Annotated in this window: 22 protein-coding genes; 3 read left to right on the forward strand and 19 right to left on the reverse strand. The window is 49.9% G+C overall.

The window, feature by feature from the left end; genetic code table 11:
- Nucleotides 1-202 precede the first annotated feature (202 nt).
- The 9 genes from H581_RS35485 to H581_RS0126400 form a co-directional block, all read right to left on the reverse strand.
- Entirely contained in the window at nucleotides 203-1,483 is a 1,281-nt protein-coding gene (locus H581_RS35485; protein ID WP_051251389.1) for an amidase, read from the reverse strand.
- Nucleotides 1,484-1,793: 310 nt separating this feature from the next.
- The gene (locus tag H581_RS0126365; RefSeq protein ID WP_028612610.1) at nucleotides 1,794-2,384 is read right to left on the reverse strand and encodes a beta-xylosidase family glycoside hydrolase; all 591 of its coding nucleotides are present in this window, start codon (nucleotides 2,382-2,384) and stop codon (nucleotides 1,794-1,796) included.
- A 190-nt stretch (nucleotides 2,385-2,574) separates the two neighbouring features.
- Entirely contained in the window at nucleotides 2,575-3,426 is an 852-nt protein-coding gene (locus H581_RS0126370; RefSeq protein ID WP_028612611.1) for an NAD-dependent epimerase/dehydratase family protein, read from the reverse strand.
- Between the two features lie 21 nt (nucleotides 3,427-3,447).
- Nucleotides 3,448-4,386 (reverse strand): aldo/keto reductase family protein, encoded by a 939-nt coding sequence (locus tag H581_RS0126375; protein ID WP_028612612.1) that lies wholly within the window; start codon nucleotides 4,384-4,386, stop codon nucleotides 3,448-3,450.
- A gap of 176 nt (nucleotides 4,387-4,562) precedes the next feature.
- Nucleotides 4,563-5,495 carry a ribokinase gene (rbsK, locus tag H581_RS0126380; RefSeq protein ID WP_028612613.1) on the reverse strand — a complete coding sequence of 311 codons (933 nt, stop codon included), beginning with the start codon at nucleotides 5,493-5,495 and terminating at the stop codon, nucleotides 4,563-4,565.
- 150 nt (nucleotides 5,496-5,645) lie between these two features.
- Nucleotides 5,646-6,755, reverse strand: a complete 1,110-nt coding sequence (locus tag H581_RS0126385) for a GerAB/ArcD/ProY family transporter (protein WP_028612614.1) — start codon at nucleotides 6,753-6,755, stop codon at nucleotides 5,646-5,648.
- Nucleotides 6,756-6,785: 30 nt separating this feature from the next.
- A complete protein-coding gene (locus H581_RS0126390) occupies nucleotides 6,786-6,995 on the reverse strand; it encodes a hypothetical protein (RefSeq protein ID WP_028612615.1) in 210 nt (69 codons plus the stop codon).
- A gap of 22 nt (nucleotides 6,996-7,017) precedes the next feature.
- Nucleotides 7,018-8,202: a Ger(x)C family spore germination protein gene (locus H581_RS0126395; RefSeq protein WP_028612616.1), complete on the reverse strand. Its 1,185-nt coding sequence runs from the start codon at nucleotides 8,200-8,202 to the stop codon at nucleotides 7,018-7,020.
- 15 nt (nucleotides 8,203-8,217) lie between these two features.
- Nucleotides 8,218-9,783 carry a spore germination protein gene (locus H581_RS0126400; protein ID WP_028612617.1) on the reverse strand — a complete coding sequence of 522 codons (1,566 nt, stop codon included), beginning with the start codon at nucleotides 9,781-9,783 and terminating at the stop codon, nucleotides 8,218-8,220.
- Nucleotides 9,784-9,964: 181 nt separating this feature from the next.
- Between H581_RS0126400 and H581_RS0126405 the strand changes: the two genes are divergently transcribed.
- Nucleotides 9,965-11,149 carry a carboxylate--amine ligase gene (locus tag H581_RS0126405; RefSeq protein WP_028612618.1) on the forward strand — a complete coding sequence of 395 codons (1,185 nt, stop codon included), beginning with the start codon at nucleotides 9,965-9,967 and terminating at the stop codon, nucleotides 11,147-11,149.
- 92 nt (nucleotides 11,150-11,241) lie between these two features.
- On the opposite strand, the gene H581_RS0126410 is transcribed toward H581_RS0126405, so the two are convergent.
- Complete coding sequence (locus H581_RS0126410; protein WP_028612619.1) at nucleotides 11,242-12,006, reverse strand: SDR family oxidoreductase; 765 nt, start codon at nucleotides 12,004-12,006, stop codon at nucleotides 11,242-11,244.
- A 115-nt stretch (nucleotides 12,007-12,121) separates the two neighbouring features.
- Between H581_RS0126410 and H581_RS0126415 the strand changes: the two genes are divergently transcribed.
- On the forward strand, nucleotides 12,122-12,517 hold the full coding sequence (locus H581_RS0126415; RefSeq protein WP_036720101.1) for a MerR family transcriptional regulator: 396 nt from the start codon (nucleotides 12,122-12,124) through the stop codon (nucleotides 12,515-12,517).
- Between the two features lie 495 nt (nucleotides 12,518-13,012).
- Here the strand turns inward: H581_RS0126415 and metE are convergent, their stop codons facing one another.
- The 3 genes from metE to H581_RS0126435 all read right to left on the reverse strand — a co-directional run bounded on the left by metE (nucleotide 13,013) and on the right by H581_RS0126435 (nucleotide 16,965).
- Nucleotides 13,013-15,304 carry a 5-methyltetrahydropteroyltriglutamate--homocysteine S-methyltransferase gene (gene metE, locus H581_RS0126425; protein WP_028612622.1) on the reverse strand — a complete coding sequence of 764 codons (2,292 nt, stop codon included), beginning with the start codon at nucleotides 15,302-15,304 and terminating at the stop codon, nucleotides 13,013-13,015.
- A 96-nt stretch (nucleotides 15,305-15,400) separates the two neighbouring features.
- A complete protein-coding gene (locus H581_RS0126430; protein ID WP_028612623.1) occupies nucleotides 15,401-16,321 on the reverse strand; it encodes a LysR family transcriptional regulator in 921 nt (306 codons plus the stop codon).
- 206 nt (nucleotides 16,322-16,527) lie between these two features.
- A complete protein-coding gene (locus tag H581_RS0126435; RefSeq protein ID WP_028612624.1) occupies nucleotides 16,528-16,965 on the reverse strand; it encodes an Lrp/AsnC family transcriptional regulator in 438 nt (145 codons plus the stop codon).
- A 154-nt stretch (nucleotides 16,966-17,119) separates the two neighbouring features.
- Here H581_RS0126435 and H581_RS35490 point away from each other — a divergent pair, with 154 nt between their 5' ends.
- The gene (locus tag H581_RS35490; RefSeq protein ID WP_051251390.1) at nucleotides 17,120-17,764 is read left to right on the forward strand and encodes a YitT family protein; all 645 of its coding nucleotides are present in this window, start codon (nucleotides 17,120-17,122) and stop codon (nucleotides 17,762-17,764) included.
- Between the two features lie 117 nt (nucleotides 17,765-17,881).
- Here H581_RS35490 and H581_RS0126445 read toward each other — a convergent pair whose 3' ends face one another.
- The 6 genes from H581_RS0126445 to H581_RS0126475 all read right to left on the reverse strand — a co-directional run bounded on the left by H581_RS0126445 (nucleotide 17,882) and on the right by H581_RS0126475 (nucleotide 25,828).
- Nucleotides 17,882-19,114, reverse strand: coding sequence for a nitrate/nitrite transporter (locus H581_RS0126445; RefSeq protein WP_028612625.1), 1,233 nt, complete (start codon nucleotides 19,112-19,114; stop codon nucleotides 17,882-17,884).
- 626 nt (nucleotides 19,115-19,740) lie between these two features.
- The gene (locus H581_RS0126455) at nucleotides 19,741-20,736 is read right to left on the reverse strand and encodes a LacI family DNA-binding transcriptional regulator (protein WP_028612627.1); all 996 of its coding nucleotides are present in this window, start codon (nucleotides 20,734-20,736) and stop codon (nucleotides 19,741-19,743) included.
- A 151-nt stretch (nucleotides 20,737-20,887) separates the two neighbouring features.
- On the reverse strand, nucleotides 20,888-22,450 hold the full coding sequence (locus tag H581_RS0126460) for a DUF3502 domain-containing protein (protein ID WP_028612628.1): 1,563 nt from the start codon (nucleotides 22,448-22,450) through the stop codon (nucleotides 20,888-20,890).
- 79 nt (nucleotides 22,451-22,529) lie between these two features.
- Nucleotides 22,530-23,426: a carbohydrate ABC transporter permease gene (locus H581_RS0126465; protein WP_028612629.1), complete on the reverse strand. Its 897-nt coding sequence runs from the start codon at nucleotides 23,424-23,426 to the stop codon at nucleotides 22,530-22,532.
- A 20-nt stretch (nucleotides 23,427-23,446) separates the two neighbouring features.
- On the reverse strand, nucleotides 23,447-24,391 hold the full coding sequence (locus tag H581_RS0126470) for an ABC transporter permease (RefSeq protein WP_245600161.1): 945 nt from the start codon (nucleotides 24,389-24,391) through the stop codon (nucleotides 23,447-23,449).
- 492 nt (nucleotides 24,392-24,883) lie between these two features.
- A complete protein-coding gene (locus tag H581_RS0126475) occupies nucleotides 24,884-25,828 on the reverse strand; it encodes a DMT family transporter (protein ID WP_036720314.1) in 945 nt (314 codons plus the stop codon).
- Between the last annotated feature and the right edge of the window lie 210 nt (nucleotides 25,829-26,038).

The following is a 26,038-nucleotide window of genomic DNA, read 5'->3' on the forward strand; positions in this document are numbered from 1 at the left end:
CCTGCCCTTTACTTCAATGAAGACTGCCATCAAATCGGCAGTCTTGTTCGAGTTTGTTGCGCTATTCTGCCCGTTGAGCAAAGCTGCCATGAGGCACCCCTTCGGCATTGAACTCCCGTGGGTCTTGTTCCAAAACCCGTATGGTTCTCCCAATCATCTTATCGCCCCATTCGTGAATGCTTAAAAGGTCATACTTCGTTTTTTATTCAGATGACAAACTTCGTTCTATTTCCTTTGACCAAAATAATAGGGCTTCATCATTCCCATGACTATCAATACATTGGAAACCTAAAGGCATGCCATCAATTTTAGTTAAGGGTATGCTTACCGTTGGAAGTCCTGCGTAAGACCAGATTGCGGTCATTCCTGCCCATCCCGTTCTTTCAAAACCTTTTGGTGCCACTCCTCCTTGAGCGGGTGAAACCCACAAATCAATGCCATTCTTCATTTTGGCTTGTTCCAAATCAATTCTTAATTTCATTTGTCCAACACGGTATTGATCTAATTCCTCTAAAGGCACGGTTTGACCGTGTTTAATGGCCTCTCTTACTGAAGAGCCATACAGATGTTCATACTGTCGGAACCAACTTTCGTGAACCTGCGACATTTCTGCTTGAACCATTCTGATCATGGCATCGCCTGCTATGAAGGCATCATCCCACGGCATATCGACATTGCGAATTGAGTACCCAGCTTGCTCCAATAATTTAAGCTGGTTTTCGAAAGCCCGTCTAACATCATCGGACATAAAATTCATATACATGCCATTTGGGACACCAAGTATAGGTTTTTTATCCGAATGGAAGGCGTGCCAGTTAGGAATGAAATGAGAACATGCAAATTGCATACTTTCAATGTCCTGTGTGAAAAATCCGATTGTGTCAAAAGAGGGTGAAAGTAGTATAATCCCATCTATTGCGACACGAGCATAGCTTGGTTTAAACCCCACCACACCACAAAATGAGGCAGGGGCAATGACTGATCGGAGGGTCTGAGTGCCGACTGCGATTGGACATATTCCAGCGGCCACCGAAGCAGCTGATCCAGCACTTGAGCCGCCGGGTGTGTGTTCAATGTTATGTGGATTTCGGGTAGGTGTTACGCTATGATAAGCAAATTCTTCTGTAACGGTTTTCCCTGCAAATAGTGCTCCCATTGATCGAAGATTTGAAATAAAGGAGCCTTCGCTCGTTGTCAAAGCATTAGAGGGCAGTTTGGAACCTGCCCGAGTTGGAAAATCATTAACGTGTATCAAGTCCTTAATGGCAAAGAGAATACCAAAAAATGCGGGTCTCTCATTTTGATTAGGGAACTTCTCCAATAAGCTGCTCACATCACTAAATAAGCGTGCTTTGAAATTCTCCTCTGGAATAAAAGCGTTTACATATGGTTCGACTGTAGAGTAACGGCAATACAAATTGGTCAGATAATCAGTTAATGAAACTTTATTTATGTCCGCTAAAGATGCATCCTGAAGAAACAATGATATCCCCTCCAAAGAAGTGGTAGTTTCATTTTTAGGTTACCATAACCTAGGTTACTCCTCTCCGCGACTTGTGATTTTTCTACGTCAATTCTACTGACTTAAGGGTTGTTTGAGGAAATTATTCCGTAAAGGGAATCCCTCCAATATGAGCTCTCCTTCGTTCGTGTCTCTGGGCACGGCAGCGCCTGCTCATCATGTTTATTATTCTTCTATCGTTACCCGCCCCCGGTTTAGCGTAATAATTTATGCAACAGCTTAATTTTCGGTCTAATACTTAAATTTTCACTGGACACTTTCCGTTTTCCGGTTACTTGACCTCAAAGCCTTCGAACGACGCCCAGTGTTCTTCCTCATCGGAGCCGCAATGGCCGAATACCCCGGTCTGCATCCCTTCTTCGCTCCGGTCAAATGCAGGACATTGTCCTATCAAGGTCCACGCTTCTTCTTCAGGCAATCGAAAACCCGCTTCGACGGCTTGTCCATCCTGCGTTAAAGCTAAACGAAGGATGACGGGATCCGACCCGACAGCAGCCTTAGCCACAACGTCCGCTTCAGCGCCTTCCTCACGCACATGTACGACATGTCTGCCTTCGGGAAGAAGCTCGATCACGAGCTTAATATAATGATCGTCATCGTAGTACCACAGAAGCCCGGCCTGCTCGTACGGAAGCAGCAGATTCATCTCTACTATGGCCTGTACCTCGCTTGCGGCTGCCGGCATAGGCCGAACTAGCAGGTTGCGTGCCGTATTCTCGGTTCCGTAAATAGAGCCTGGACGGATACGGATCTGCAGTCGCCCATCCTCATCGAAACTCCAGTCTTCCTCGTTCCCTCTAATCCAACGCCATTCCTCACTCAACACGCCAGTCGCTGCTTTTGCCTCAAAACCTGCTTTCATGCCGAAGTCCCCCTCTGATCTTTTATTCGATTAGCCCACACATACCGAAACTGGTTTCATTATACCTGAACAGCCATAAGAAGAAACATCGTCCGGAATAGTCACTGGGCTATACGGCAACAAGCCGCCCGAGGCATCCCCCCGAGCGGCTTCATTCAGCAGTTCCGTACGTTGTTACTAGCCTCTATCTCTATACGCTCTTTACTTGATCCCGCCATACATGCTCAGGCTGCCAGTTCAACAGCCGCTTGGCTTTCTCGTTGCTTAACAACGTCTCATATCCCTCTAACGGACGGCGGAAATCATTCACTTCCGGGAACCGTTCAGCCATTAATTCCCGGCTTGGAATAGCCATGCTGGTGTCGTCCGCCGTCAGATTAAGCGCTATGCTGCCGAGCCCCTCCGCTTCAATCGCCAGCCGGCAGGCCTCCGCCGCATCTCTTGTATCGATGTAGCTCCACAAAATGCGATCGCGCTGCGCCGGGTCATGAATAAATTGAGGGAACCGCTCGTACGCCTCGGGTGCGATGACATTGCCCAGACGGAACGACACGACCTGCATGCCCGTTCTTCTGTGGATCATATCCGCAGTCTGCTCGTTCACGATTTTCGATAAGCCATAGCTGTCCTCCGGAAGCTGCGGATGATCTTCATCGATTGGCACGTATACAGGTCCGAACCGCTCGCGGGCAAACACAAGGCCGTAGGAGGATTCGCTTGATGCGATAACCGCTTTGCGAATGCCAAGCCCCGCCGCCGCCTCCAGCACATTATACGTAGACATGACATTATTCTGGAACGTTACTTCATTCGAATGCGAATAAGCAACGGGGATGGCGGCCAAATGCACGACGGCATCCGCCCCGGCCAATACGCCGTACACTTCCCCCAGATTGGTTAAATCAACGATTACGGTTCGGCATAAATGCTCAGCCGGTTGTTTGACATCCGCATTGACCACTTCATATCCCTGTTCGACAAAATGCTTAACCACCCATTTGCCGAGCATGCCGCTTCCGCCTGTTACGACTACCTTTGGCACGTTGCTGTCCACTCCTTCTGCTTATCCTAAGAGCTGTTCAATACGCTCCACGATGTCCGTGCTCAATTCAATGCCCGATGCTTTCGCGTTCTCCTCTACCTGCTCCGGACGGCTTGCGCCTATCAAAGCGCTGGATACGTTCGGCTGCCGCAAAATCCAAGCGAGAGCCAGCTGTCCAACCGAGATTTCAAGCTCGGATGCCACCTTGCTCAGTTCAATCACTTTATTGATTTTCTCTTCCGTAACGCCTTTGCGCATGCCGTCCAGCTTTCCCGCGCGGCTGTCAGCCGGAATATCGTTTGCCGAACTGTACTTGCCGGTCAGCAGTCCTTGGGCAAGCGGCGAGAATACAACCTGCCCGATCCCGTTGCGCTCGCCGTAAGGAATGACTTCTTTCTCAATATACCGGTTAAACATGTTATAGATCGGTTGGTTCACGACGATACGATCCAGCAAGTATCGATCCGCAATGCCATGGGCTTCCGCCATCTGTGCCGCCGTCCATTCGCTAACGCCTACGTACAGCACCTTTCCTTGGCGAACCAGATCGTCAAGCGCCCGCAGCGTCTCGTCGAGCGGCGTATTCGGGTCATGACGGTGGCAGTAATACAGATCGACATAATCGGCTCCAAGCCTGTTCAGGCTGGCATGGCACTGCTCCATAATGTGCTTGCGGGATAAACCGCGATCATTGGGCCCGTCGCCCATCTGACCGAATACCTTGGTGGCCAGCACGTAGGATTCCCGCGGGAATGACCGAAGCGTTTCGCCCATCAGCTTCTCGGCCTCTCCCCGCTCGTACACATTTGCCGTATCAAAAAAATTGATTCCCAGCCCATAGGCGGATTGAATCGCTTTCACGGCATTCTCGCGTTCAACGTAACCTCCATATGTCAACCAGCTTCCCAGACTAATCTCACTAACCTTCAACCCGCTTTTCCCTAATTTACGGTATTGCATCTACACTCAGCTCCTCTTCATTTCGATGGCAACCAACCTGTTGTCGGGATATCTCTAGGCCTGCTTCTCTATTCTAGATAAGAGTCGTGTCTTTTGAAAGTAGTGAAATTATTTTTACTTTGTTATAACTAATATAGATACTATACTTGAAGTCACTATTGGAATGGGCATCTTTTTTACGAATCCGCCCGGCCTTCGATGCGTGTTTCCATAAACCGCTCTACTTCCGCCCTCAGCGGCATCCCGCTCTGAGCGCCAAGCTTCGTAACGGACAATGCGCTTGCGGCGACGGCGAAGCGAACCGCTTCTTCCAGCGTCGAGCCTTCGCTCAGCTTGACGGCCAATGCGCCGTTAAACGTATCGCCCGCGCCGGTCGTGTCGACCGCCTCTACCTTTCTCCCCGGCTCGTTCTTGATCGCGCCGTCCGCTAATTTGTAATAAGCCCCCTTGCGGCCGCCGGTCATCACGATACGATTCGGATACAATGCGATCAACTGCTCGTATGTCAGCTCTTGATTGTTATCTAAGCCCATTAATATGCCAAGTTCGTATTCATTCGGCGTTACCAGATACAGCTGCTCCAGCAGCTCGCCGGGCAGCTTCATGGCCGGAGCAGGATTCAAAATAACGGGAATGTCCAGCTTATGAGCCAGCTTAACGGCTGCCTCCACGGTAGCGAACGGAATTTCCTGCTGCAGCAGCACCATATCCGAATTCGCAATTTGATCCTTCAGAAGCGGCAAATCCTCCGGCAGCAAGCAATGGTTGGCGCCCGGAATAACAATAATCCGGTTATCGTTGTCGCATACGGTAATCACCGCAATTCCCGTTGACTTGTGAGGAACCGTTCTCACATATTGCGTATCGACGCCTTCCTTCTCCAGCGCCTCCGTTACCAGCTTAGCGAAATGATCCTCGCCTACGCAGCCGATCATCGTCACCTGTGCGCCAAGACGCGCGCAGGCTACCGCCTGATTGGCTCCTTTTCCTCCCATAAAGCTGGAGAAGGCGGTACCAAAAATCGTCTCGCCTTGGCTTGGCATGATCTCCGTTTGCGTTACCATATCGATATTCATGCTTCCTATTACCGTTATTTTCGGCTTCGCCATACCCGCACCCCGTGTCTTGAATCAGAATGATCATTCGCATAGTGAAATCGGTTACACAATTTTGCCTAATTTTATAATTCGTTCCGCCCCCTGTCAACCACCCAAATCCAGCGCGAAATTTCCCCTCCGCGATCTAACCGGGGGATCGCCTCAGCCGCCCTTCACCTTCCGTTTACGCGTCAGATGCAGCGCAACAAGGAACAATGCAGGAAGCGCAATGCAGAAGCTCAGGTCGAACCACGGATAATCGCGGACAATAATCTCGTTATAGACGGCTATATTGGGCGTGCCGGCAATCGTGAACACAAGCAAAAGCATGCCTAGCGGAATCGTCAGCATGCGGCTTTCCTTCAACCGCAGGAGCTGTGCAATTCCGGAGGTTAGCGAGTAATATACGAGCAGCATTTTGAAGAAAACGGTAATGACCCATAGGAAAGCAAGGATAGCTTCCAATCGCTCCAGGAAATTGCCAATCGATATTTTCTGCGCCAGCACGAATGTCGGGTAATATTTCGTTTCCATGAGATTCGGTCCGAGCACCAGCACGCACAAAGCCACGATGACAAGCAACAGGAAGCCTCCGATGGCGAAGCCCGAGATAATCGGCCTTGTCAGCTTGGTCTTGGCGGCAACATGCGGTACGAGCATGAGCAGAACAACCATTTCCATGAATCCGGCTGCAAACGGAGGAAAAGCCCCGCGCATAATCGGACCGAGCCCGCCCGCCGCAATAGGCTGCAAATTCTCGATTTCCGCCTGCGGCATCAGAAAGACGACAAGAACGGCAAGCAGCGACATGAATACCGGAAAGAGCAGCTCGCTCATTCGCGCGAACGCTTCTACGCCATAGCGGTACGCGATAATAATGACCGACAGAAAAAACAGAAGAATGGCGTTGACGGGCGTTTCCGGCATTAACTGCGTCGTCATGAATTGGCCCATCTCGCTCATCAGCGTTAGACCGCACATGAAAAATTCAATAATAAACAAAATACTTACGGTGCTGCCCGCCCATATTCCTAATCTTTGCTGCGCGGCAGAAATGAGGCTCTCGCCGCGAAGCCGATTTGCAATCGCAGCAAACAGACCGCCCGCAGCCATTCCAAGCAGTAGAGCCAGTACCATGGACAACCATGCGTCCTGCTTGGCCGAAGCAGCCGTAATGGTCGGCAGAATCAGAATCGAATCCCCGATCGATGCGAGAATAATGAGGATCGTGAACTGCCTTACGGACATTTTGGCATTCGTATATTCTTTCATCTTCTTGCCCCTGTCCCCGACATCTGTATTCTAAGCATCTATTCTGTATACGAGCTTTATGATTTGAAACAAATTAGGGAGCCTAACTTCCAGAACGAGAGCGGCGTAGAAGGCCGTTCCCGCAAGCAAGAACAGTATGAACACAACCAGCTCCTTCGTGAGCTTCCGGCGAATCAGTCCAGGCGCTTCCAGCCAGAAAGCGCCCGCCGCAAATGCCAGTACGGCAATCAATGAAGGCATGCTCCATACGCCCTTCCCATCCTTATTTTTTCAAGGTTGATTTGCCTGTCGTTCCCGTTTTGCGAATATATAATTCAATATCGAATTCTACCTTAGCGAGGGGGAAATATTGATCGTTCCAGCTGTCCTCGACCTGCTTCCAATAACCCGGGTGCTCCTTTCCAAACTTGTTGCCGAAGCCGAGTATATCGGATTTCATCCGCTTCGCCCGCCTGACGGCCGCTTCCGCATTGGATTTAAGAACCTGCGCCGTCTCCTCCTGCAGGCGATTGATCGTCGCAGGGTCGGTCACATCGACATCCATGCATGGACTGTCCACGATGTTGGCTTCCGTCAAAATATGAACAATGATCTCAGGCTTGCCATTCCTCAGCTTCGTCTCCAATTTGGATTTCGAGGAGATGACCTCGATTCCCGTATATTTTCGATCGCCGCATGCAAGCTCGATGGAGGTGCTTGTCAGGTTATCCGTAATGTCTGTATATCCTTTGCTTTCCTTTTCACTCAGCCAGCCGATCATCTTATCTTCCTTAAAGGCGGCTATGCCCATATAACGGAAACGGCTTGGAGGCTGAAACTTTTCGATATTGGTTTTGGATTCGGACAATGCCCGATCACCGATCAACTGGATACCGGGGAGCGCAAGCTCGAAGCCTTCTCCGGAAAGTCTGTTCATAACCTCGTCGAGCGTAACCGATACCGTTGGCGCCCAAGCCTTCTCGGAAGTTATCAGCGACCGCTGCATGCTGTGAGTGGGCAGCTTCTCCAGCGGCGTATATAGCTTCAACAGCTTTTCCGCTTTCATCCCCCTCGCGATTTCGATATGAAAGTCCATCCGCGCTTCATTATCGCGCAGCATACCGTCCAGTACATCGTTAATTCCTTTTTTGGCGAGCGTCTCGCTTAATATAAGAAGCTGCAGATGACCCATGTACACTTTGCGCGGAGCTTCAGCCGTCAGGGATCTTGCAGCTTCGAACACCGACTTCCCTCTGCCCTGGAACAGCGTAACGGGCGGACGGTCACTGGTGCTCTTTTGCATCGATATCTCGCTTGGATTGACGGTCTGGAACGATACCAGGTATTCGCCTTCCTCCCAATCAACGCCGATTCCAACCACAACAAGTAATTCATCCAGCTCCCTCCTGCTCCAGCAGCCGGCAAGCATAAGCAAGCATAACCCAATAAGCGTTATCCTATAGATCATGACGGTTCTGCCTCCTTACCATCGCTTGCGGATCCTTCCTCTGCCGGCTCCGATCGAAGTGTCAGGCTTTTTGGATTTCATCCACCTCGGCAAGCGGATAAGCGCGTCCTCCATCTCCGTTGACCGGTAGGGAGCGAGCGGCTCCATATACGCTTCTCCGAAGGAACGCTGCGCGCATAAATGCAGCAGCAGAACGAACAACCCCATAATAATGCCGAACAAACCGAAGCTGGCAGCCACGGCCATAAATGCAAAACGCAGAACCCGTATCGGAATCGACATGGCGTACGCCGGCAGCGTAAACGTGGAGATAGCCGTTACGGATACGACGATAACCATCGCCGCCGATACGATTCCAGCTTCGACGGCCGCTTGTCCGATAACAAGCGTACCGACGACCGATACGGCTTGACCGATCGCGCGCGGCATGCGCAGGCCCGCTTCCCGCAAAATTTCGAACGTCATTTCCATAACAAGCGCCTCGACAAATGCCGGGAACGGCACGCCCTCCCGCTGCGCCGCCAGGCTGAACAGCAGCGAGGCAGGCAGCATATCGCGGTGAAACGTCGTGATCGCGATGTACAGTGAAGGGAGCAAGAGCGAGATGAAGACGCTGCAAAACCGAAGCAGACGAAGCGCGCTCGCATAATAGGCGCGCTGGTAATAGTCCTCCGTTGACTGAAAAAACGCGATGAGCTGAGTCGGCACGATCAGCACGTTCGGCGTGCCGTCCACGACGATCGCAACCTTTCCTTCCAGCAGCTGGGCGGCGACAGCATCCGGCAGCTCCGTATTGTAGACCGTAGGGAACAGGGAATATTTGCCGTCCTCGATTAACTCCTCAATATAGCCGCTGTCGAGAACGCTGTCGATATCGATCGCCCGCAGCCTCGAGCGTGCTTCTTCAACAACAGAAGGCTTCGCAAGTCCGTTGATGTACATGAGGGCGACGTCGGTCTTCGTCAACCGTCCAATGGAAAGCGTCTCGAGCCAGAGCCGCGGGTCTTTAATCTTCCGCCTGATCAACGCCGTGCTGGTGCGAAGCGTTTCGGTAAAGCTTTCTCTCGGTCCTCTTACGGAGGTCTGATTCGTCGATTCGGTAACGGCGCGGCCTTCCCACTGGCGAATGTCCGCGCAATAGGCTTGATCGCTTCCATCAAGAAAAATAATGGCGTCGCCGGACAGCAGGTTCTGATACAAAGATGCCATCTCCGAAACCGTCTTAATGGAACCGATTCCGAACAGCAGCTCCTTCGCTAAAGCTGCCTTACGATTAACGTCTGCCGCGTCCTCCTGCTGTGGCTGTGAATTACCGTTCAAAGAACGGTCTAATACATCAAATATATAATGGTTAACGGCGGCCGCGTTGGACAGGCCGTCAATATATAGGATAGCTGCCGCAGCAGCATCCGCTTCCTCGTATCGGATCTCGCGCATGACGACGTCATCGCTCCCGCCGAAATCGCTCAGGATGCGATCCGTGTTCCGTCCGATCATGGTATCAATCGGGATCGACGCATATTCCTCGAGGATGGGGGGATCATCGAATTGCCGATATTGGGCTGGTGACTTTCGGTGCATGCGCAAACGCTACCTTCTCCACATAGGTCATCTTCTCATCATTATGACCTTTGGATTTTGGGCCTAAACATGTATGGCTGTACACGGAATTTATGTTATATTTTCTATATTAAGATATTTGTGGCGAACCCTATTAAATGCCATAAATAATAAATACGATGAAGGAAGCGAGTGTTCGTTCGTGGCAAATAAAGCGGTAATACTCGGCTCGAATTTTTACACGGGTTTAAGCATCATACGAGGTCTCGGAGCGAACGGCGTCCATACCGTTGCCATGGATTATTCCAAAGAGAATACATACGGCGCTAAATCCAAATATTTAAGCGAGCAGCTCATTGTCCCTCATTACAAGAAGCAGAAGGAAGAGCTTGTGCAATACTTAATCGACTATGCCAAACAACAGGACGATAAGCCTGTTCTTTTTCCAAGCGTCGATCCCTATGTGGAATTTATAGATTCCCGCCTGGATGAGCTTAAAAAATACTATCACATCCCTATGACCGAGCAAGGATTCTGGAGCGGCATCATGGATAAAGAATATCTTCACTCGCTTGCGGTCAAACACGGCGTTTTGGTTCCGGAATCCGTTAGCCCGTCGGAAGAGAACTTCGAAGAACGGGTAGCCACAGGCATCGGATTCCCTTGCATTGTGAAACCGACGGATTCTCCCTCATTCGTGTCCGCGTTCCGCGCTAAAATTTTCACATGCCGCAACATCGACGAAGTACGTGCATCCATCCGCAAAGCGGAGCAGGCCCGGCTTGAGGTCATCGTGCAGCGCATTATTCCGGGTTTCGACGATCATGTGTATACGTATGACGCTTATTTGGATCAGAATAGCAAGGTAACCCATTGGATGACATGCCAGAAGCTAAGACAATTCCCGATCAATTTCGGAGCCTCGTCCTTTACGAAGCAGAAGTATGTAGAGGAGCTCGACCGTATCGGAGCCCCTTTCCTGGAGGCGATCGGCTACAAGGGATTTGCCGAAATCGAGTTCAAGAAGGATGCGGAATCCGGCAGCTTTTATTTATTGGAGATCAATGCCCGGACAACGACCCTGGACCCCCTGCTTCGCAAATGCGGAATCAATTTCCCGCTGCTTGCCTATAACGAGCTCACCGGAAAGCCTATTGGAAGCCAGGCGATTCGGCATGATACAGGCATAGCCTTCTGCTTCCTGTTCGAGGATCTGATCTCCTCCAGGGATTACGTACGAACGAAGCAGCTGCGCGTCATGCAGATCGTTAAAACCCATTTTGCGAGAAAAGCCCCGGCGATCTGGCACATCGATGATCCCGCTCCCGCATTCCATTTCTTATCGATGCTGTTCAAGAAAGCAACAAGGAAGCTGGCGAAGGGCTAGAGGGCTTCTTGCTTAAATTCCCGATGAAAAGAGGCCATCCTTCCGGACGGCCGCCTTTATTTTCAAGCTCATTCGCCTTGAGACTTGCCCAATTAGAGAGACTGTCCGCCTGACGCTTCGAGGCGCTGCGCGTTCACCCAGCCCATCTCATCCGTACACAAAGAGGCGATAACCCCGCCGATATCGTCGGCTTCACCGACTCTGCCTAATGCGGTATGCGAGCCGATAAAATCTCTCATCTCATCATTGTCCCTTACTGCGCCTCCGCCGAAGTCCGTAGCGATCGCTCCAGGGGCGACCACATTGACCCGAATGCCTCTTTTTCCCCATTCTTTGGCCATGTACTTCGTCAAGATTTCGATCGCGCCTTTCATCGCCGCATAAGCTCCGAAGCCCTCAATCACAAAACGGGTCAAGCCCGTTGAAATATTGACGACTCTTCCATTGTCGGCAATGCGGGGAAACAGCTTCTGCGACAGGAAAAATACACCCTTGAAATGCACGTTCATCAGGCTGTCGAATTGTTCCTCTGTTGTTTCCGCAACAGAAGCGTGTATCCCGAATCCCGCATTGTTGACCAAAATATCGAATTGCTCCCGATTCCATTTTTCGTTCAGCACGCCAGCCAGCTGGGAGACAAACGCATCGAAGGAGGATACGTCGCCGGTATCAAGCTGCAGCGCAGCGGCTTTTCGGCCATTGTTTTCAATTTCCTTGACGACTTTCTCCGCTTCTTCCTTCCGGGAATGATAGGTGATAATGACATCCATTCCTTTGCGGGAGAGCGCGATAGCGGAATTTCTGCCGAGTCCCCGGCTGCCTCCAGTTACAAGTGCAATCTTTTGAGTTGAATTCATAGATCCCCGTCTCCTTTTGCTCATTAATGTCAACCACTTGATAACTTGTTATTCGCGGTCTATAGTGAGTATAGAGCTTCGAGTTAACTCTAGGTCAAGGGGTAAGGTGAAAAAAATGAATTATTCCATTAACGAGGTCGCAAACAAATTCGACCTGTCCGTCCACACGCTGCGTTTCTATGATAAAGAGGGCTTGATGCCCTTTATCGGGAGGGACAAATCCGGCAACCGGGTGTTCACCGATACGGATCTCAACTGGGTGGCTATGGTTTGCTGCCTGAAGGATACGGGAATGTCAATCAAAGAGATCAAGCAGTACGCGGATTGGTGCATGGAGGGTATGCAAACGATCGACGAACGGAAAGAGATGCTCGCCGCACATCGCAAACAAGTCTTAAAGCAAATCGAGAACTTGAAGAAAAACATCGAGCTCATCGATTCAAAAATCGCGGTCTACGATAATCCGGAGTTGGCTCAAAAATTGTACGGCAGTCTCGATAAACAACAGTGAGTTCTTCACACGCACAAGGGCAAAGAAACGACTGTGATAAACCCGCTTTCGGACAGCCTCAGCCACTTTGTTGAACGTTACCGAAAAAAGCCGTAAAAAAAATGGGTCGTGGTATACCGGTCTTATGCAGAAACTAATTTATCGATATCCTGCTTCACTGCGCGTCTATACTGGATTTGATCCAGCGTAACATTCAGTTTCGGCTTCAATTCGAACCTATACTGGAAATCATCCAGCGTGCACGCCAACATGCTCGTTTTTTCGGCTGATTTCGCACATTTGATTGGATGGAATACAGTATAGCCGCCGACATACCGCCAAACCAACCAAAGTTACTGCAAAAATCCACTATAGCACCATACAGCGACCAATTGATTTTTTTAGCGGTCAAGTAATAGCGAGACCATCTCGCGGAAAAGTTCAACCGTTCATTGTAGAAAGAAAAAAGGAACCAACCGCTTGCCTAAGCAAGCGCTTGGTCCCTTCCCTATTGTCTTAAATGGCGCCTATCGCATGCTTCGCGCGGGCAAGCTGCGTCGCCTCCACCATGTTGCGCAAGGAGGCGATCGTTTCTTCGAATCCGCGGGTCTTTAGGCCGCAGTCCGGATTGATCCAGAAGAGCTTCGGGTCCAGCACGCGCAAGGCGCGTTCGATCATGCCCGTCATTTCCTCCACCCGCGGAATACGCGGACTATGGATGTCATAGACACCTAAACCGATTCCCAATTTATAGGTATTCAGCTCGAAGCTATGAATCAGTTCGCCGTGGCTGCGGGAGGTCTCGATCGATATGACATCCGCATCCATCGCTTCAATCGAATCAATCATGTCGTGGAACTCGCAATAGCACATATGCGTATGAATTTGCGTCGTATCCTTCACCGTGCACGTGGTCATGCGGAACGCTTTGACCGCCCATGCCAAGTACTCCGCTTGCTCCTCTTCCTTCAGCGGCAGCCCTTCGCGAACCGCCGGCTCATCTACCTGAATCATGCCAATGCCCGCAGCCTCCAGCGCCTCAACCTCTTGCCTTAGCGCATAAGCCAGCTGGTAAGCGATTTGTTCGCGCGTAATGTCCTCCCGGACGAAAGACCAGTTCATGATCGTAATCGGGCCGGTCAGCATTCCTTTCACGGGGCGTCCGGTTCTCGACTGCGCATACTTCGTTTCCTTGACCGTCATCGCTTCCTCGAATGCGACATCTCCGAAAATAACCGGCGGCTTCACGCAGCGGGAGCCGTACGACTGCACCCATCCGTTCTGCGTGAACGCGAATCCCGCAAGCTTCTCGCCGAAAAATTCAACCATGTCCGTCCGTTCGAATTCGCCGTGCACGAGCACGTCCAGACCGATCTCTTCCTGCAGCTTTACCCAAATATCGATCTGCTCCCGGATGAAGGCAGCGTACCGCTCATTGCCCCATTCTCCCTTACGCCACAGCTGACGCGCCTTGCGCACCTCTGCGGACTGCGGAAAGCTGCCGATGGTCGTCGTCGGAAAAATCGGGAGCCGCCATTTCTCCTGCTGCGCAGGATGGCGCTCGGAGAAAGGCCGGCTGCGTTCCGGCTGCACCGCGCTTATGGTTGCGACGGCTTGTTGAATGTCGCTGCGGTTGCGCTCGCCGGATTGCTTCAGCGCCTGAAGCGCACTCTCGTTGAGGTCCAGCTCGTCGGCGACGATCGCCTTACCCGAATTGACGGCTTTCGTCAGAAGGACGAGCTCGTCCAGCTTCTCATCCGCAAAGGCGAGAGCCTCCTTCAGTTCGGGGATGAGCTTCTCCTCCTTGTTCACCGTGACCGGAACATGAAGCAGGCTGCACGACGACTGCACGATCAACCGGTCGGCCGTTACGCATTCAGCCAGCTCTTCCAGCAGCTCCAGCTTTTCGCGAAGCGAAGCTTTCCAGATGCCGCGGCCGTCAATGACTCCCGCCCCCAGCACCTTATCTGCAGGGAAACCAAATTGTTTAATCGCCTGCCTGTTGCCGGCCAATCCATGCACGAAATCAAGCCCGATCCCTTGGACGGGAAGCTGAACGATATCCGTGTAGTTTTCCGCCGATTCAAAATAGGTTTGCAGCATCACGTTCAAGCCAGGCACCGCAGCGGCAAACCTCCCGTAAATCGTCTGCAGCCGCCGAAGATCGTCCGCGCTTACTTTCGTTACAAGAATCGGTTCGTCGATTTGTACCCACTGAACCCCTTCGCGCTTCAGCTCCTGAAGAATCTGTACATAGAGCGGCAGCAGACGTTCCAGCCAGGCATCGGTTTCCGATTTATCGTAGCCTTTGGACAGCTTCAGGAAGGTTAACGGACCTACGATAACCGGCTTGCCTTCGATTCCGAGCTTCTCCTTCGCTTCCCGGTAGGCGATAAGAGGACGATTCTCGGTAACAACAGGCTTCGCCCCATCAAGCTCAGGCACGATATAGTGGTAGTTGGTGTTGAACCACTTTGTCATCTCGCTGGCTGCCGCATCCTTCGTCCCACGGGCAATCCCGTAATAAACGGACAGCGGCACAACGCCGCCTTCATAAGCAAAGCGCTTCGGAATAATCCCGAACATTGCGGCTGTATCCAGAACATGATCGTAATAGCTGAAATCATTGACCGGGATGAAGTCGATGCCCTTCTCCTGCTGCTTACGCAAATGATTCAAGCGGATTTCCTGCAGCTGTCTATGAAAATCCGGCTCCTCCAGCTTGCCGGACCAGAATGCTTCAAGCGTTTTCTTCCATTCGCGCTCCGCGCCGATACGCGGGTATCCCAGAACACTGCTCTTCACCATCTTGCAACACTCCCATATAAATTGTTACAAGAAAGATAACATGTATTCGCTGATATAGCGTAACTGGATTATGCTATACCTAGTCATAGCCTAAAGCTATACCTGAGCTTTTAAGGGGCCGCCGATCGCTCGCTGGAGCGCTTCTATATAGGCCGCGCCGAGCTTGGATAAGGTCGTGTTGCGATGAGAAATCCAACCGACATTGATCGTTTCCTCGCAATCAAGCGGTACGGGAATAATTTCGTTGCCGTTCAGATCGGCGCTCAGAATCCCGGTCGATATCGTATATCCGTTCAAACCGATCAATAAATTGAACAGCGTCGCCCGGTCATTGACACGGATGCTCTTCTTATGGGACAGCGTGCTGAGAATCTCTTCCGCAAAATGAAAGGAGTTGTACTCGCCTTGGTCGAAGGACAGATATGGATAATGCTGAAGCTGGTCAATCGTGACGATCGATTGGTTCGCGAGCGGATTTTTAATGCTGATGAAAATATGCGGCTTAGCCGTAAATAAGCTGTTGAACTGCAAATTCGCCGTTTTGAGCAGCTTGTTGATTACTTTCCCGTTGAACTCGTTCAGGTATAAAATCCCGATCTCGCTTCGCAAGCTTTTGACATCTTCGATAATTTCATAGGTTTTGGTCTCGCGCAGCGTTAACTCGTATTCTTCTTGGCCGTACTCCCGAACGAGGCTTACAAAGGCATTCACCGCGAAAGCATAGTGCTGGGTCGACACCGAAAAATGCTGCGGAGAAGGTTTCGCGTTCAGATAGCGGCTCTCCAGCAATTCCGCCTGCTCGACGACCTGCCTGGCATAGCTTAGAAATTCAACGCCCTCCTTCGAGAGCGAGATTCCTTTATTCGACCGGTCAAAAATCGCAATCTGCATCTCTTCTTCCAAATCCTTAATCGCATTGGATAGGCTGGGCTGCGAAATAAACAGCCGCTTGGCCGCTTCATTGATGGAGCCGCGGTTGGCGACTTCAATCACGTATTTTAATTGCTGCAGTGTCAAATGAAATCATCCCCTCTTCGCTCACGGCAAGAACAAATCATTCTTACGATCGCCGTTGCAGCCGAATGCTTTGAATAGGTGAACCCTGTTCCTTCATTATACATAGAAAACCTGTACGTTCACGGCTATATCTGCTTATCGTGATTTCCTGTTCTCATTCGGATCAAATTTCTCTACGTTGGTTGTCCCCTTCTTTTGGTTATCGTCTATTCCTTCGGCAGGATCGTCCGGTTGGTCACGGGGGAGGACAGGATCACCGACGTGTTGACATTCCCGAAAGGCATAAGCCGCTCCACGAGCTCGCTCAGCGCATCCATCCCCGTTACCGCCGCTTTCAACATATAACTGACCGTCCCCGTTACGCGGTGGCATTCGATTATTTCTTCATCCTTCATAATGCGCTTCTCGAATTCCGACGGGCTTACCTTCAATTCGCTCATTTGAATAATGAGCTGGATGTTCCTGCCGACCGCGGCCGGAGATACCCGGGCGCCGAAGCCCGTAATAACCCCCTTCTCCTGCAGCCGGAGCAGCCGCTCCGAAATACTGGGGCGGCTTAGAGCCAGCCGCTTGGACAGCTCGCTAACGGTCATCCGCCCATCCTCCTGAAGCAATTGGAGAAGCGAGCGATCCAATTGATCCATCATCAGCGGACCCTCCTTCATTTTGCAGATCAGACACCGACAATTATTGCAATGTTACTTACTCTCACATGAATTTCATTCAGTTTATTATATAACCGACTCACGCCGTTTTGTATCCTTATAGTAACAAACTCAAGCAGGCGGTGCATGCGGAATGTTTAAAATATCAGATGACAAATTGAAGGCTATTCTGCGAAATTGGCTTCATATTGCAATAGGCTGCTTCGTTACGACCGGCGGGTTAATTATACTGAAGCATTCGGATATCGTTACCGGGGGAACGGCAGGCCTTACTTTAAGCTTATCGCCGCTGCTGCATGTCCAATTCCACTATTTGTTCGCCCTGCTCAACCTCCCGTTTTTTGTTTTCTCCTTCTTCTATATGGGCTTTTCCTTTACTGTCAAAACCATTCTATCGATTGCGCTTCTCTCCGCATTCAGCGTCATTGACAGCGTACTGCCCGCCTTCGCCATCCCTTCGCTGGTCGGCGCCGTTGTCGGCGGAGCCTTCATCGGGATCGGCCTCTCCACCCTGTTCCGGAACGGCGCATCTCTCGGAGGCGCGACGATTGCTGCCGTTTATTTGCACAATAAACATGGAATTAACCCCGGCATAACGAACTTCTCCTTCGACTTTCTGGTCATCCTCACCAGCTTAGCCGTATTCCCGCTCACCAGCGGGTTGGTCTCCGCCTTATCGATTGCCGTTACCTCGGGTATCTTGTCCTTCTATAAGCGAAGAAAGCGGGGGACTGAGCAAGCGAAAGATGAACCTCTGTCAGGCGCTGCGGCACCGTAATGTTTACTGTGTTTCATCTTCATATTAGACCGACCCAATAAAAGAAACAGCGGCAGCCAGGGACTGAAAATGAAGTCCTAGACTGCCGCTGTTTTATTAAACGATCGTAAGCTTACTTTAGAAATTAACCCCGGATTCCGTTGTAGCCCAAGACTTTCTCCAAGAGCGTGAAACTACGTAGAAAACAAGTGTCATAACTAATACGATCGACCCGATAACAAGGAATCCGGTAGCGTGAGTGCCTGTCGATTCTTTTAATGGACCAAGAATATATTTAGGAAGCACAAATCCTCCTAAACCGCCTGCAGCTCCGACGATCCCGGTAACAACTCCGATTTCCTTGGAGAAACGTTGCGGAACAATCTGGAACACCGATCCGTTACCCATACCCAAGCAAGCCATCATAACACTTGTATAAAGAAGCATAACAAGGAATGAACTAGGCATTGTTGCAATCGCAAACGCGCATATTGTAACTACACTAAACAATATGGTCAAGAATCGCATTCCGCCAACTTTATCCGCAATCCAACCGCCTACGGGTCTAAAGAAGCTGCCCGCTACTACGGTAAGGGTAACCAGGTAGCCTACCTGTATTTTGGTTAAACCGCCTGGATTTACGCCATCGCCATACACATCATAGAAGAAAATGCTGAAGTAGCTGGCAAATCCGACAAAACCGCCGAATGTAACCGAGTAGAATATGGAGAACCACCAGGTGTCCGCAAATTTAAACACACTAAGGTAATCCCTCAAGGTTTTAGGAGCAGGAGCATTCGGAGCATCCTTGGCTAATATTGCATAAACAATCATGATAACGACTAAAGGTATAAGTGCCATTCCAAAAACACTGTGCCATCCGTACGCTGTCGCTAGCTGAGGCCCAAAAAATGTAGCTAACGCAGTACCGCTGTTCCCAGCTCCGGCAATTCCCATCGCCAGACCCTGATATTGCGGAGGATACCAACGGCTGGCCAAGGAAAGCGAAACGGCAAAGCTTGCACCCGCGATACCGAGCAAGAACCCGATCGACTGAATTTGAATCAGGCTTGTTCCGCCGAGCCAACCCCAGAGAAGAGGAATAGTGGTAAGCCCCATCCCGATAAGGCCTGCTTTTTTAGCGCCAATACGGTCCGCCAATATCCCCATCGGTATCCGGAAAATGGAACCTCCCAAAATCGGGATTGCTACCATGGTAGCCTTCTGAGTGTCCGACAAACCAAAATCTTTGGTAATGAAGAGTGCTAAAGCTCCGCAAAATACCCAAATCATAAAGCTTACATCAAAATAGAGAAAAGCTGACAACAAACTTGGAAAGTGACCAGATTTACGAAAACTTTGTGCTTCCATCTTCTCATGCCCCCTAAAATTGATAAACCCTGGTTTCATTTCCGGCTAAATCAGAGCTTTGGCCGGGATTCGTTCATGTTCGTTCGATGCTGCTATCTTAATCGCCTTTTTAAAAACTCGCTCTTTAATACTCGGTATTCCCTCCATTTCTCGGTCGTAATTGGGCAAAAAGAGGCCGACTGACAGAACTGCATAAATGCGAATTCTGTTAATCGGCCCCTTTGCCGTTGCAGCCACACCGTCGTGACTGACTTTATTAATAATCGATGTAAAATACAAAGCCTACCCGTCTACAATTTTGTATGGATAGACTGCAATGCCGGAACTGACACGCCATTGTGCCGTTGAGCAGTTGAAATCTTATATTGCTACTATAATTCGCTTTTTCATTCATGTCAATAAATATAACATAAAATTTTAATTTGATCGTTTTCACTATCAATTACAATCCTTTTTGCCGAATTTCTACATTTTTAGTGTAATGTTTTATGACATACATGTCCATCGAGTTGACATTTCCGAATGCCCAAAACGAAAAAAGCTATTCTTTTTGTTAATAAAGAATAGCTTTTATTCGTTTTCAGGGTGTATTAAAGGGGCCGCCTATTCTTAATGCGAAATATTTCTTATTCCTCTCTCTTCTGAACGGAATCGCGAATGACCAGCTGGGTTGGAAATTTATAAAGCTGATCCACCTCTTTTCCTTCAAGAACCTGAAACAACAGATGGGCGGCCAATGCCCCGCGTTCATACTTGGGCTGCATAACCGTCGTAAGAGAAGGTCTGACATACTGCGCTAATTCAATATCGTCAAAGCCAATGACCGAGACATCGGACGGCACCTTGATGCCATGCTCCTTGAACGCTTTCATGCCGCCGATGGCCATTTCGTCGTTGGCATATACGATTCCGGTTGGCAGGTTCCCTTGCGCGATAAGCATTTTGGTCATACTATAGCCGTTATCCCGGTTGAAAATCCCGAATTGATGCAGATGCCCATTCCAATCCAAGCCATGCTTGCGCAGCGCGCTTTCATATCCGTTCACCCGCATCGCGTGAAGACGGTCCAACGCTTTGCCGCCGACATACGCGATTTCCCGGTGGCCCTGCTCAATTAAATATTCCGCCGCCATGCAGCAGCCCTTCTCGTTATCAACCTCGATGCTGACAACAAATTCGTTATCGACTCTCCGGTCGAGCAGAATGATCGGAAATTCTTTTCGGGCTGATTGCATAATAATGTCTTCGCTAATATTGTAGGCTAATACGATGGCGCCATCGACCCGCTTCTCCGTCAAGAACTTGATCGCGGTGGACGACTCCTCGCCCATCGAGCTGCAAGCGAGCAGGTCATAGCCTTTGGACATCGTCACGTCTTGAATACCCTTCACCAATTCCGAATAATGCGGTCCCGATAAATCCGTCACGATAAGCGCGATCGTACGCGTGCTGTTTCTTTTCAAATCGGAAGCGATTCCGTTTTTCTGATAATTTAACTCGCGCGCGGCTTCTAAAATCTTCTTCTTCGTATGCTTGCTTACTTTGGAGTTATTATTCAAGGCGTACGAGACCGTCGATATCGATACACCTGCCATTCTAGCGACATCTTTAATCGTAGCCATATGTGTCTAGTCTCCCCACACTTCCGAAACAGGGAAATCCCTCGTCCGAAACCGATGTTTTTCTTTGTCTGGGCCATCCGGTTCGAATACCGGCGCCCGTTATGGACAAGGGAGCTATGAATATAGCTCCCCTGCGGCTTCTGCCTATCCGTTATTCGTTGCTGGACTCGAATTTCGCCAGCTGTGCTTCCACTTCTGCAATAACCTTGTCAATTCCGGCCGCTTGCAGTTGTTTTCTGTATTCGGCCACCGCTTCTTTTGGATCCTTGCTCGTCTTGCCGAGCATAAGCTGCATGCCCAGCTGCGAATTCACGTTAGAAATAGCGGCAATTTCCGTCGTCACATTTTTGGAATCAAAGCTGAATCCCATGTAAGGATCGTTGATGGAGAACTTGTCCCATTCCGCATATAAGGTATTTCGAACCGGATTCTCCGAATCCATGAGCAAATTATATTTATCATTCCGCAAGGACCATGCCGCAAAACCGCCGCCGTCAACCTTATCGTCAAAGCCTTCCGGCGTTTTCTTAATGCCATCCTCGATGACGTACTGACGGCCTTCAATACCATACTGAATCAAATTGTAGTATTCCGGATCGGTCATGAACTTCTCGATCGCCATCAGAGCGCGTTCCGGATTTTCGGAATTCGAGCTGATAACGGTGGAGTTCTCTACGCCCATTTTCCGTTTGATCTTCTTGTTCGCTTCAGCGAAGGTATAGAAATAAGGGTCGGCTTCCGGCTGCGCTTTCATATCCGTGCCATACTTGCCGATCCAGTCCTGCGCGTGAGTAAGGTAACCCGCCGAGTTAGCCGCTCTCATGTTCGTTCCGGCATCGACCTGCGAGGACAGGATGTCCTTCGGCCAGTAGCCTTTATCCGACCATTCCCGCATCTTAACGGCCCAATCTTCAAACTCCCGGGTGAAGGCCGGGTGGAATACCTTTTTGTAATCCTCCGGACCTTTGGTCACGAGATTAAGCTCGGTTAAAGCGATGCCTGGCGCGTTAAGCCACATATCCGTCGTGTCGACCAGCATTCTGTACATGTTAAAAGCGTCGTTGGCGTTGCCGTTGATCGGCGGATACGACTCATTGGCAAGCACATTGTCCATGTATTTCTCCATGTCTTCAATGGTGCCGATTTTCTCCATGCCGTACTTCTTCAGCAGGTCGGAGCGGTAGGCAAATCCGGCTGGCGTGTATTCACTGTACAGGGAAGGCACACCGTAGATCTTGCCGTTGAATTTCGAACCCGCCCACGTTTCCTCGGGAATGGCCGCCTTTAACGCAGGGGCAACCTTATCCAGCATGTCCGTAATATCGACGAGCGCATCCTGTCCAGCCAGCGAGAAGTAGGAAACCGCCGCACCCGGAGAACCGTGGGACATATCAAACTTCTCGCCGGAGGCGAACAGCAGCGGATACTTGGTTGCGATATCCGGCCAGTCAATGTACTTAACCTCCAGCGTGGCGTTAATATCGCGTTTCAGCAATTTGTTGATCTCAGCCAGAATGTCCTTGTTGGCGACGCCTTCCGCACCCCATAAATAATAAACCAGCTTAACTTCTTTGGAAATGTCTGCTCCGTTCGAGTTCGCAGACCCGGCCGGGGCTGTAGAAGCGGTGTTTTCCTCCTTTGACGAGCAGCCTGCCAATAGGCTGGTCAGCATGATCGCAGCCAGCGCGAACACCAATAAATTTTTACCTCTCATTTTTGTTGCCTCCCTTTTCTAGTTCCAAATCTTCTATAATAAACACTCCCCGAGCAGAACCAATTGCATGGGGCATTTATTAACCTTTTACTGCGCCAATCGTAAGACCGGATACAAAGTAGCGCTGAGCGAAAGGATACAACAGAATGATCGGGCCCGTGGCCAATACGGCCGTAGCCATCTTAATGGATTGCGTCGGCAGCTCCGCCGTATCAATAACCACGCCCTGATTAATGAGCGCCTGGATATTCGTCTGGTTGATCATGCGCTGCAAGAAGTATTGCAGAGGAAATTTGTCGGGCGTCTGAATGTAAAGCATGCCGTTATACCATTCGTTCCAAAAACCGAGCGCCGCAAAAAGACCGACGGTAGCAAGCGACGGGATCGCCAGCGGAATGAAGATTTGCCAGTAGATACGGAAATCGCCCGCGCCGTCGATCGTAGCCGACTCATATAAGGAATCGGGGATCGCTTTCATGAAATTCCGCATCAGGAAGATCGACCATGCGCCGACTACGCCCGGCAAAATCATGGCGAACAAGCTGTCCTTCAGGTGCAAATATTTCACCATCAGGATATAGCTTGGAATTAAGCCCCCGGCAAACAACGTCGTAAAGTAGATCATAAAAGAGAAGAAATTACGGTATTTGAAATCCTTCCGGTTGAGCACGAAACCTGCCATCGACATCATGAACAAGCCCAATGACGTACCGACAACCGTAATAAAAATCGTTACGCCATAGGCTTTCGATAACGCGGCGGAGTTGTTGATCAGCATGCTATACGCCCTGGTCGACCATTCATTCGGAACCAGCTTGTACCCTTCGCGAATGATTTCCTGTTCATTCATCAAGGAGGACGAGATCATAAGGACAAAAGGAAACAGACAAGCCAAGGCGAAGCAGGCGATGCACAAATAGCTGACGACTTTGATGGAAATACTGCCCAGATCTTCTTTTTCTTTATTTTTTTTCATTCTGATTTCCGCCTCCCCGTTTAAAACAAAGCGCTGTCCGGCTCGATTTTACGAACGATCAGATTAACGACCAAGACAATTACCAATCCGAATAACGATTGATAGAAGCCGACTGCCGCGCCCATGGAGAAGTTGAATTGTCCCACCAGGCTGCGGAAGACATACGTATCGATGATGTCCGTCTGCGGATAGAGCACCGAGTTTGTGCCGATCAGATTATAGAACAGGTCGAACGAGCCTTTAAGAATGCCGCCGAGGCCAAACAGAAACAACAGAATAAAGGTCGGCTTCAGCATAGGCAAGGTCATGTAGCGGATACGCTGCCATCTGCTGGCCCCATCCATGTAAGCGGCTTCATACAGATCGTGGCTTATGCCTGTTATCGTTGCCAGGTATACGATCATGCCATAACCGGTTGCGCTCCATATTTTAAAAGCCACGATGATATACTTCCAAATACCGGGATCCGAATAAAATTCGTAGCGTTCCATACCGAACGAGGTAAACATCGTATTCATAAAGCCGGAATTAAAATTGAACATATTGTAGGCAAACACGCCGACAATAACCATGGAAATGAAATGCGGCAGCAGCAGCACCGATTGCGAGATCTTCTTGAACCATTTGCCCGAAATTTCGGAAAGCATGATGGCAAACACGATTTGAATGATGTTCCCCAGAGCCAGGAAAGCAAAATTGTAAAGCAGCGTATTTTTGGTTATGTTCCAAAGATCGCCCGTTTTAATAAGAAATTCGAAATTTTCCAAACCAAGAAATTTGCTTCCAAAAATGCCTTTGCTAATGTTGAAATCAACAAACGCGACGTATGCCCCCGGCATGACAAGATAGTGAAAGATAATAAAGTATAAGATGACGGGCGAAAGCATTAGAAACAGAATCTTGTTCTTCATTAACTCCCGCAGCATATTTCCGCCATGAACCTTAAGTCTTGTTATGACATACATTCAGCCCAACTCCCGTAATGGTTCTTCTTATAGAAAGCCTTTCCGTTAAACGCGCTCTCATTTCTTCTAAAACATAACCTCCCCACAGTGATGAGATAAAGGTTGCCTGCATTTGCGAAACGTTTCGATTTTTAATTGCACAAGATGATCAATTTTCACGGCAACAACGGATTAGAACAATATCCGCCGCCAAAACAAGGTGTAAGCACTTTCAATTCCAAGATTGTATATCGAAACGTTTCTCTTAAATCGAATATTACTACAGGGTCTCCTTGAAATCAATCCTTTTTTTATAAAAATGTATCCGTTTCCAATCAGCGTCTATTCGCAGGCCTAGTTACCCGGCTTCGCTCATTCGTCGTTCGCAGAGCCGCATATGGGGTAATCTCTTCTATCCATTATCCGCAATAAGCGCAGAAAACTCGAAACGTTTCGAGTTTATCAGTCGACCGATTCACCGATCTGCACCGTGCGCTGGGAATCGTTCAATCGTCAACCGTTTACGGCTTCATTCTTTTTCGCTGCGTCGCTGCCCTTCTGCAGCCTGTCCCGCTGCACGAGATACATGGCCAACAATACACCGATTCCGCCAAGCACTTGATAGACCGTAATCGATTCTTTAAGCAAATAATAGCCCGACACCGCAGCCGTAATCGGAAGGATGTAGCCATAGAAGGACGACTTGAACGGTCCCAGCTTGGCGAGACTCCAATTATGCAGCGTAAATCCGAGCATCGTCGCCAGCAAAGCCGTATATACCAAGCTCATCCAACCCGTTGCCGAAATGGAGGCATAAAAGGCGAAGTCCCCTTTCCAGAGAACGTACGGCAGCAGGACAACGGCTCCGGCGGTCATCTCCCATGTGATCAACAGCATCAACGGGTAGCGCGAAGTTAGCCTGCTCATGAGAATCAGATACACGGCGCCAAATAAACTTCTGAGCAGCAGCAGCAGATCGCCCTGCAGCGTATCCATTCCAAAATGCAGCCCCTGCTCGCCTCCGGCAACGATCACAATTACACTGGCAAAGGCAAGCGGCAAACCGATCAGAATCCGGGGGGTTATTCGAATCTCTCTAAGCGCAAGGGCGATAATGACGGTTAACACAGGCATAAAACCCCGGCCTAATACAGCGCCGTTAGCCGCATTTGAGAACTGCAGCGCGTAAGACAGCATAACCTCCATGCCTACCGCGGAGAGGATGCCGAGGAACAGAATAAGACCCAAATCTCTCTTTTCCATCCGGAGGCTCATTCCTCTTCGGCGGGAATACATATAGGTCATGCACCAAAGCATCGGGATGATACACACATATCGAAGCCCGTTGAACATGACGGGGTCCCACTCTTGGCCGCCGATTTTCATAGAGCTTATATTAATTCCCCACAGCAGGTAAACAGCCAGGAAGCCTAAATGGGGAAGCAAGTTTTTGTTCATGATCGGGTAATCCACCTTTCACGGCTTTGTAAACTTTTGACACCGCCTCCTATTCTACTTCTAATGCCTCTGTAAGTCATCCCCAAAAAGAATGAAGCCGCCAGAGAGGTCCTCCCGGTAGCTTCATTCATGAACGAAGGCTGGGCTTCGTATCGCCAAGGCGCTTGGATTTCGGGGACAAAAAAAACCGGTCGAGACTGCCATCTCGCC

Source organism: Paenibacillus harenae DSM 16969, assembly GCF_000422465.1.
Taxonomy (GTDB): domain Bacteria; phylum Bacillota; class Bacilli; order Paenibacillales; family Paenibacillaceae; genus Pristimantibacillus; species Pristimantibacillus harenae.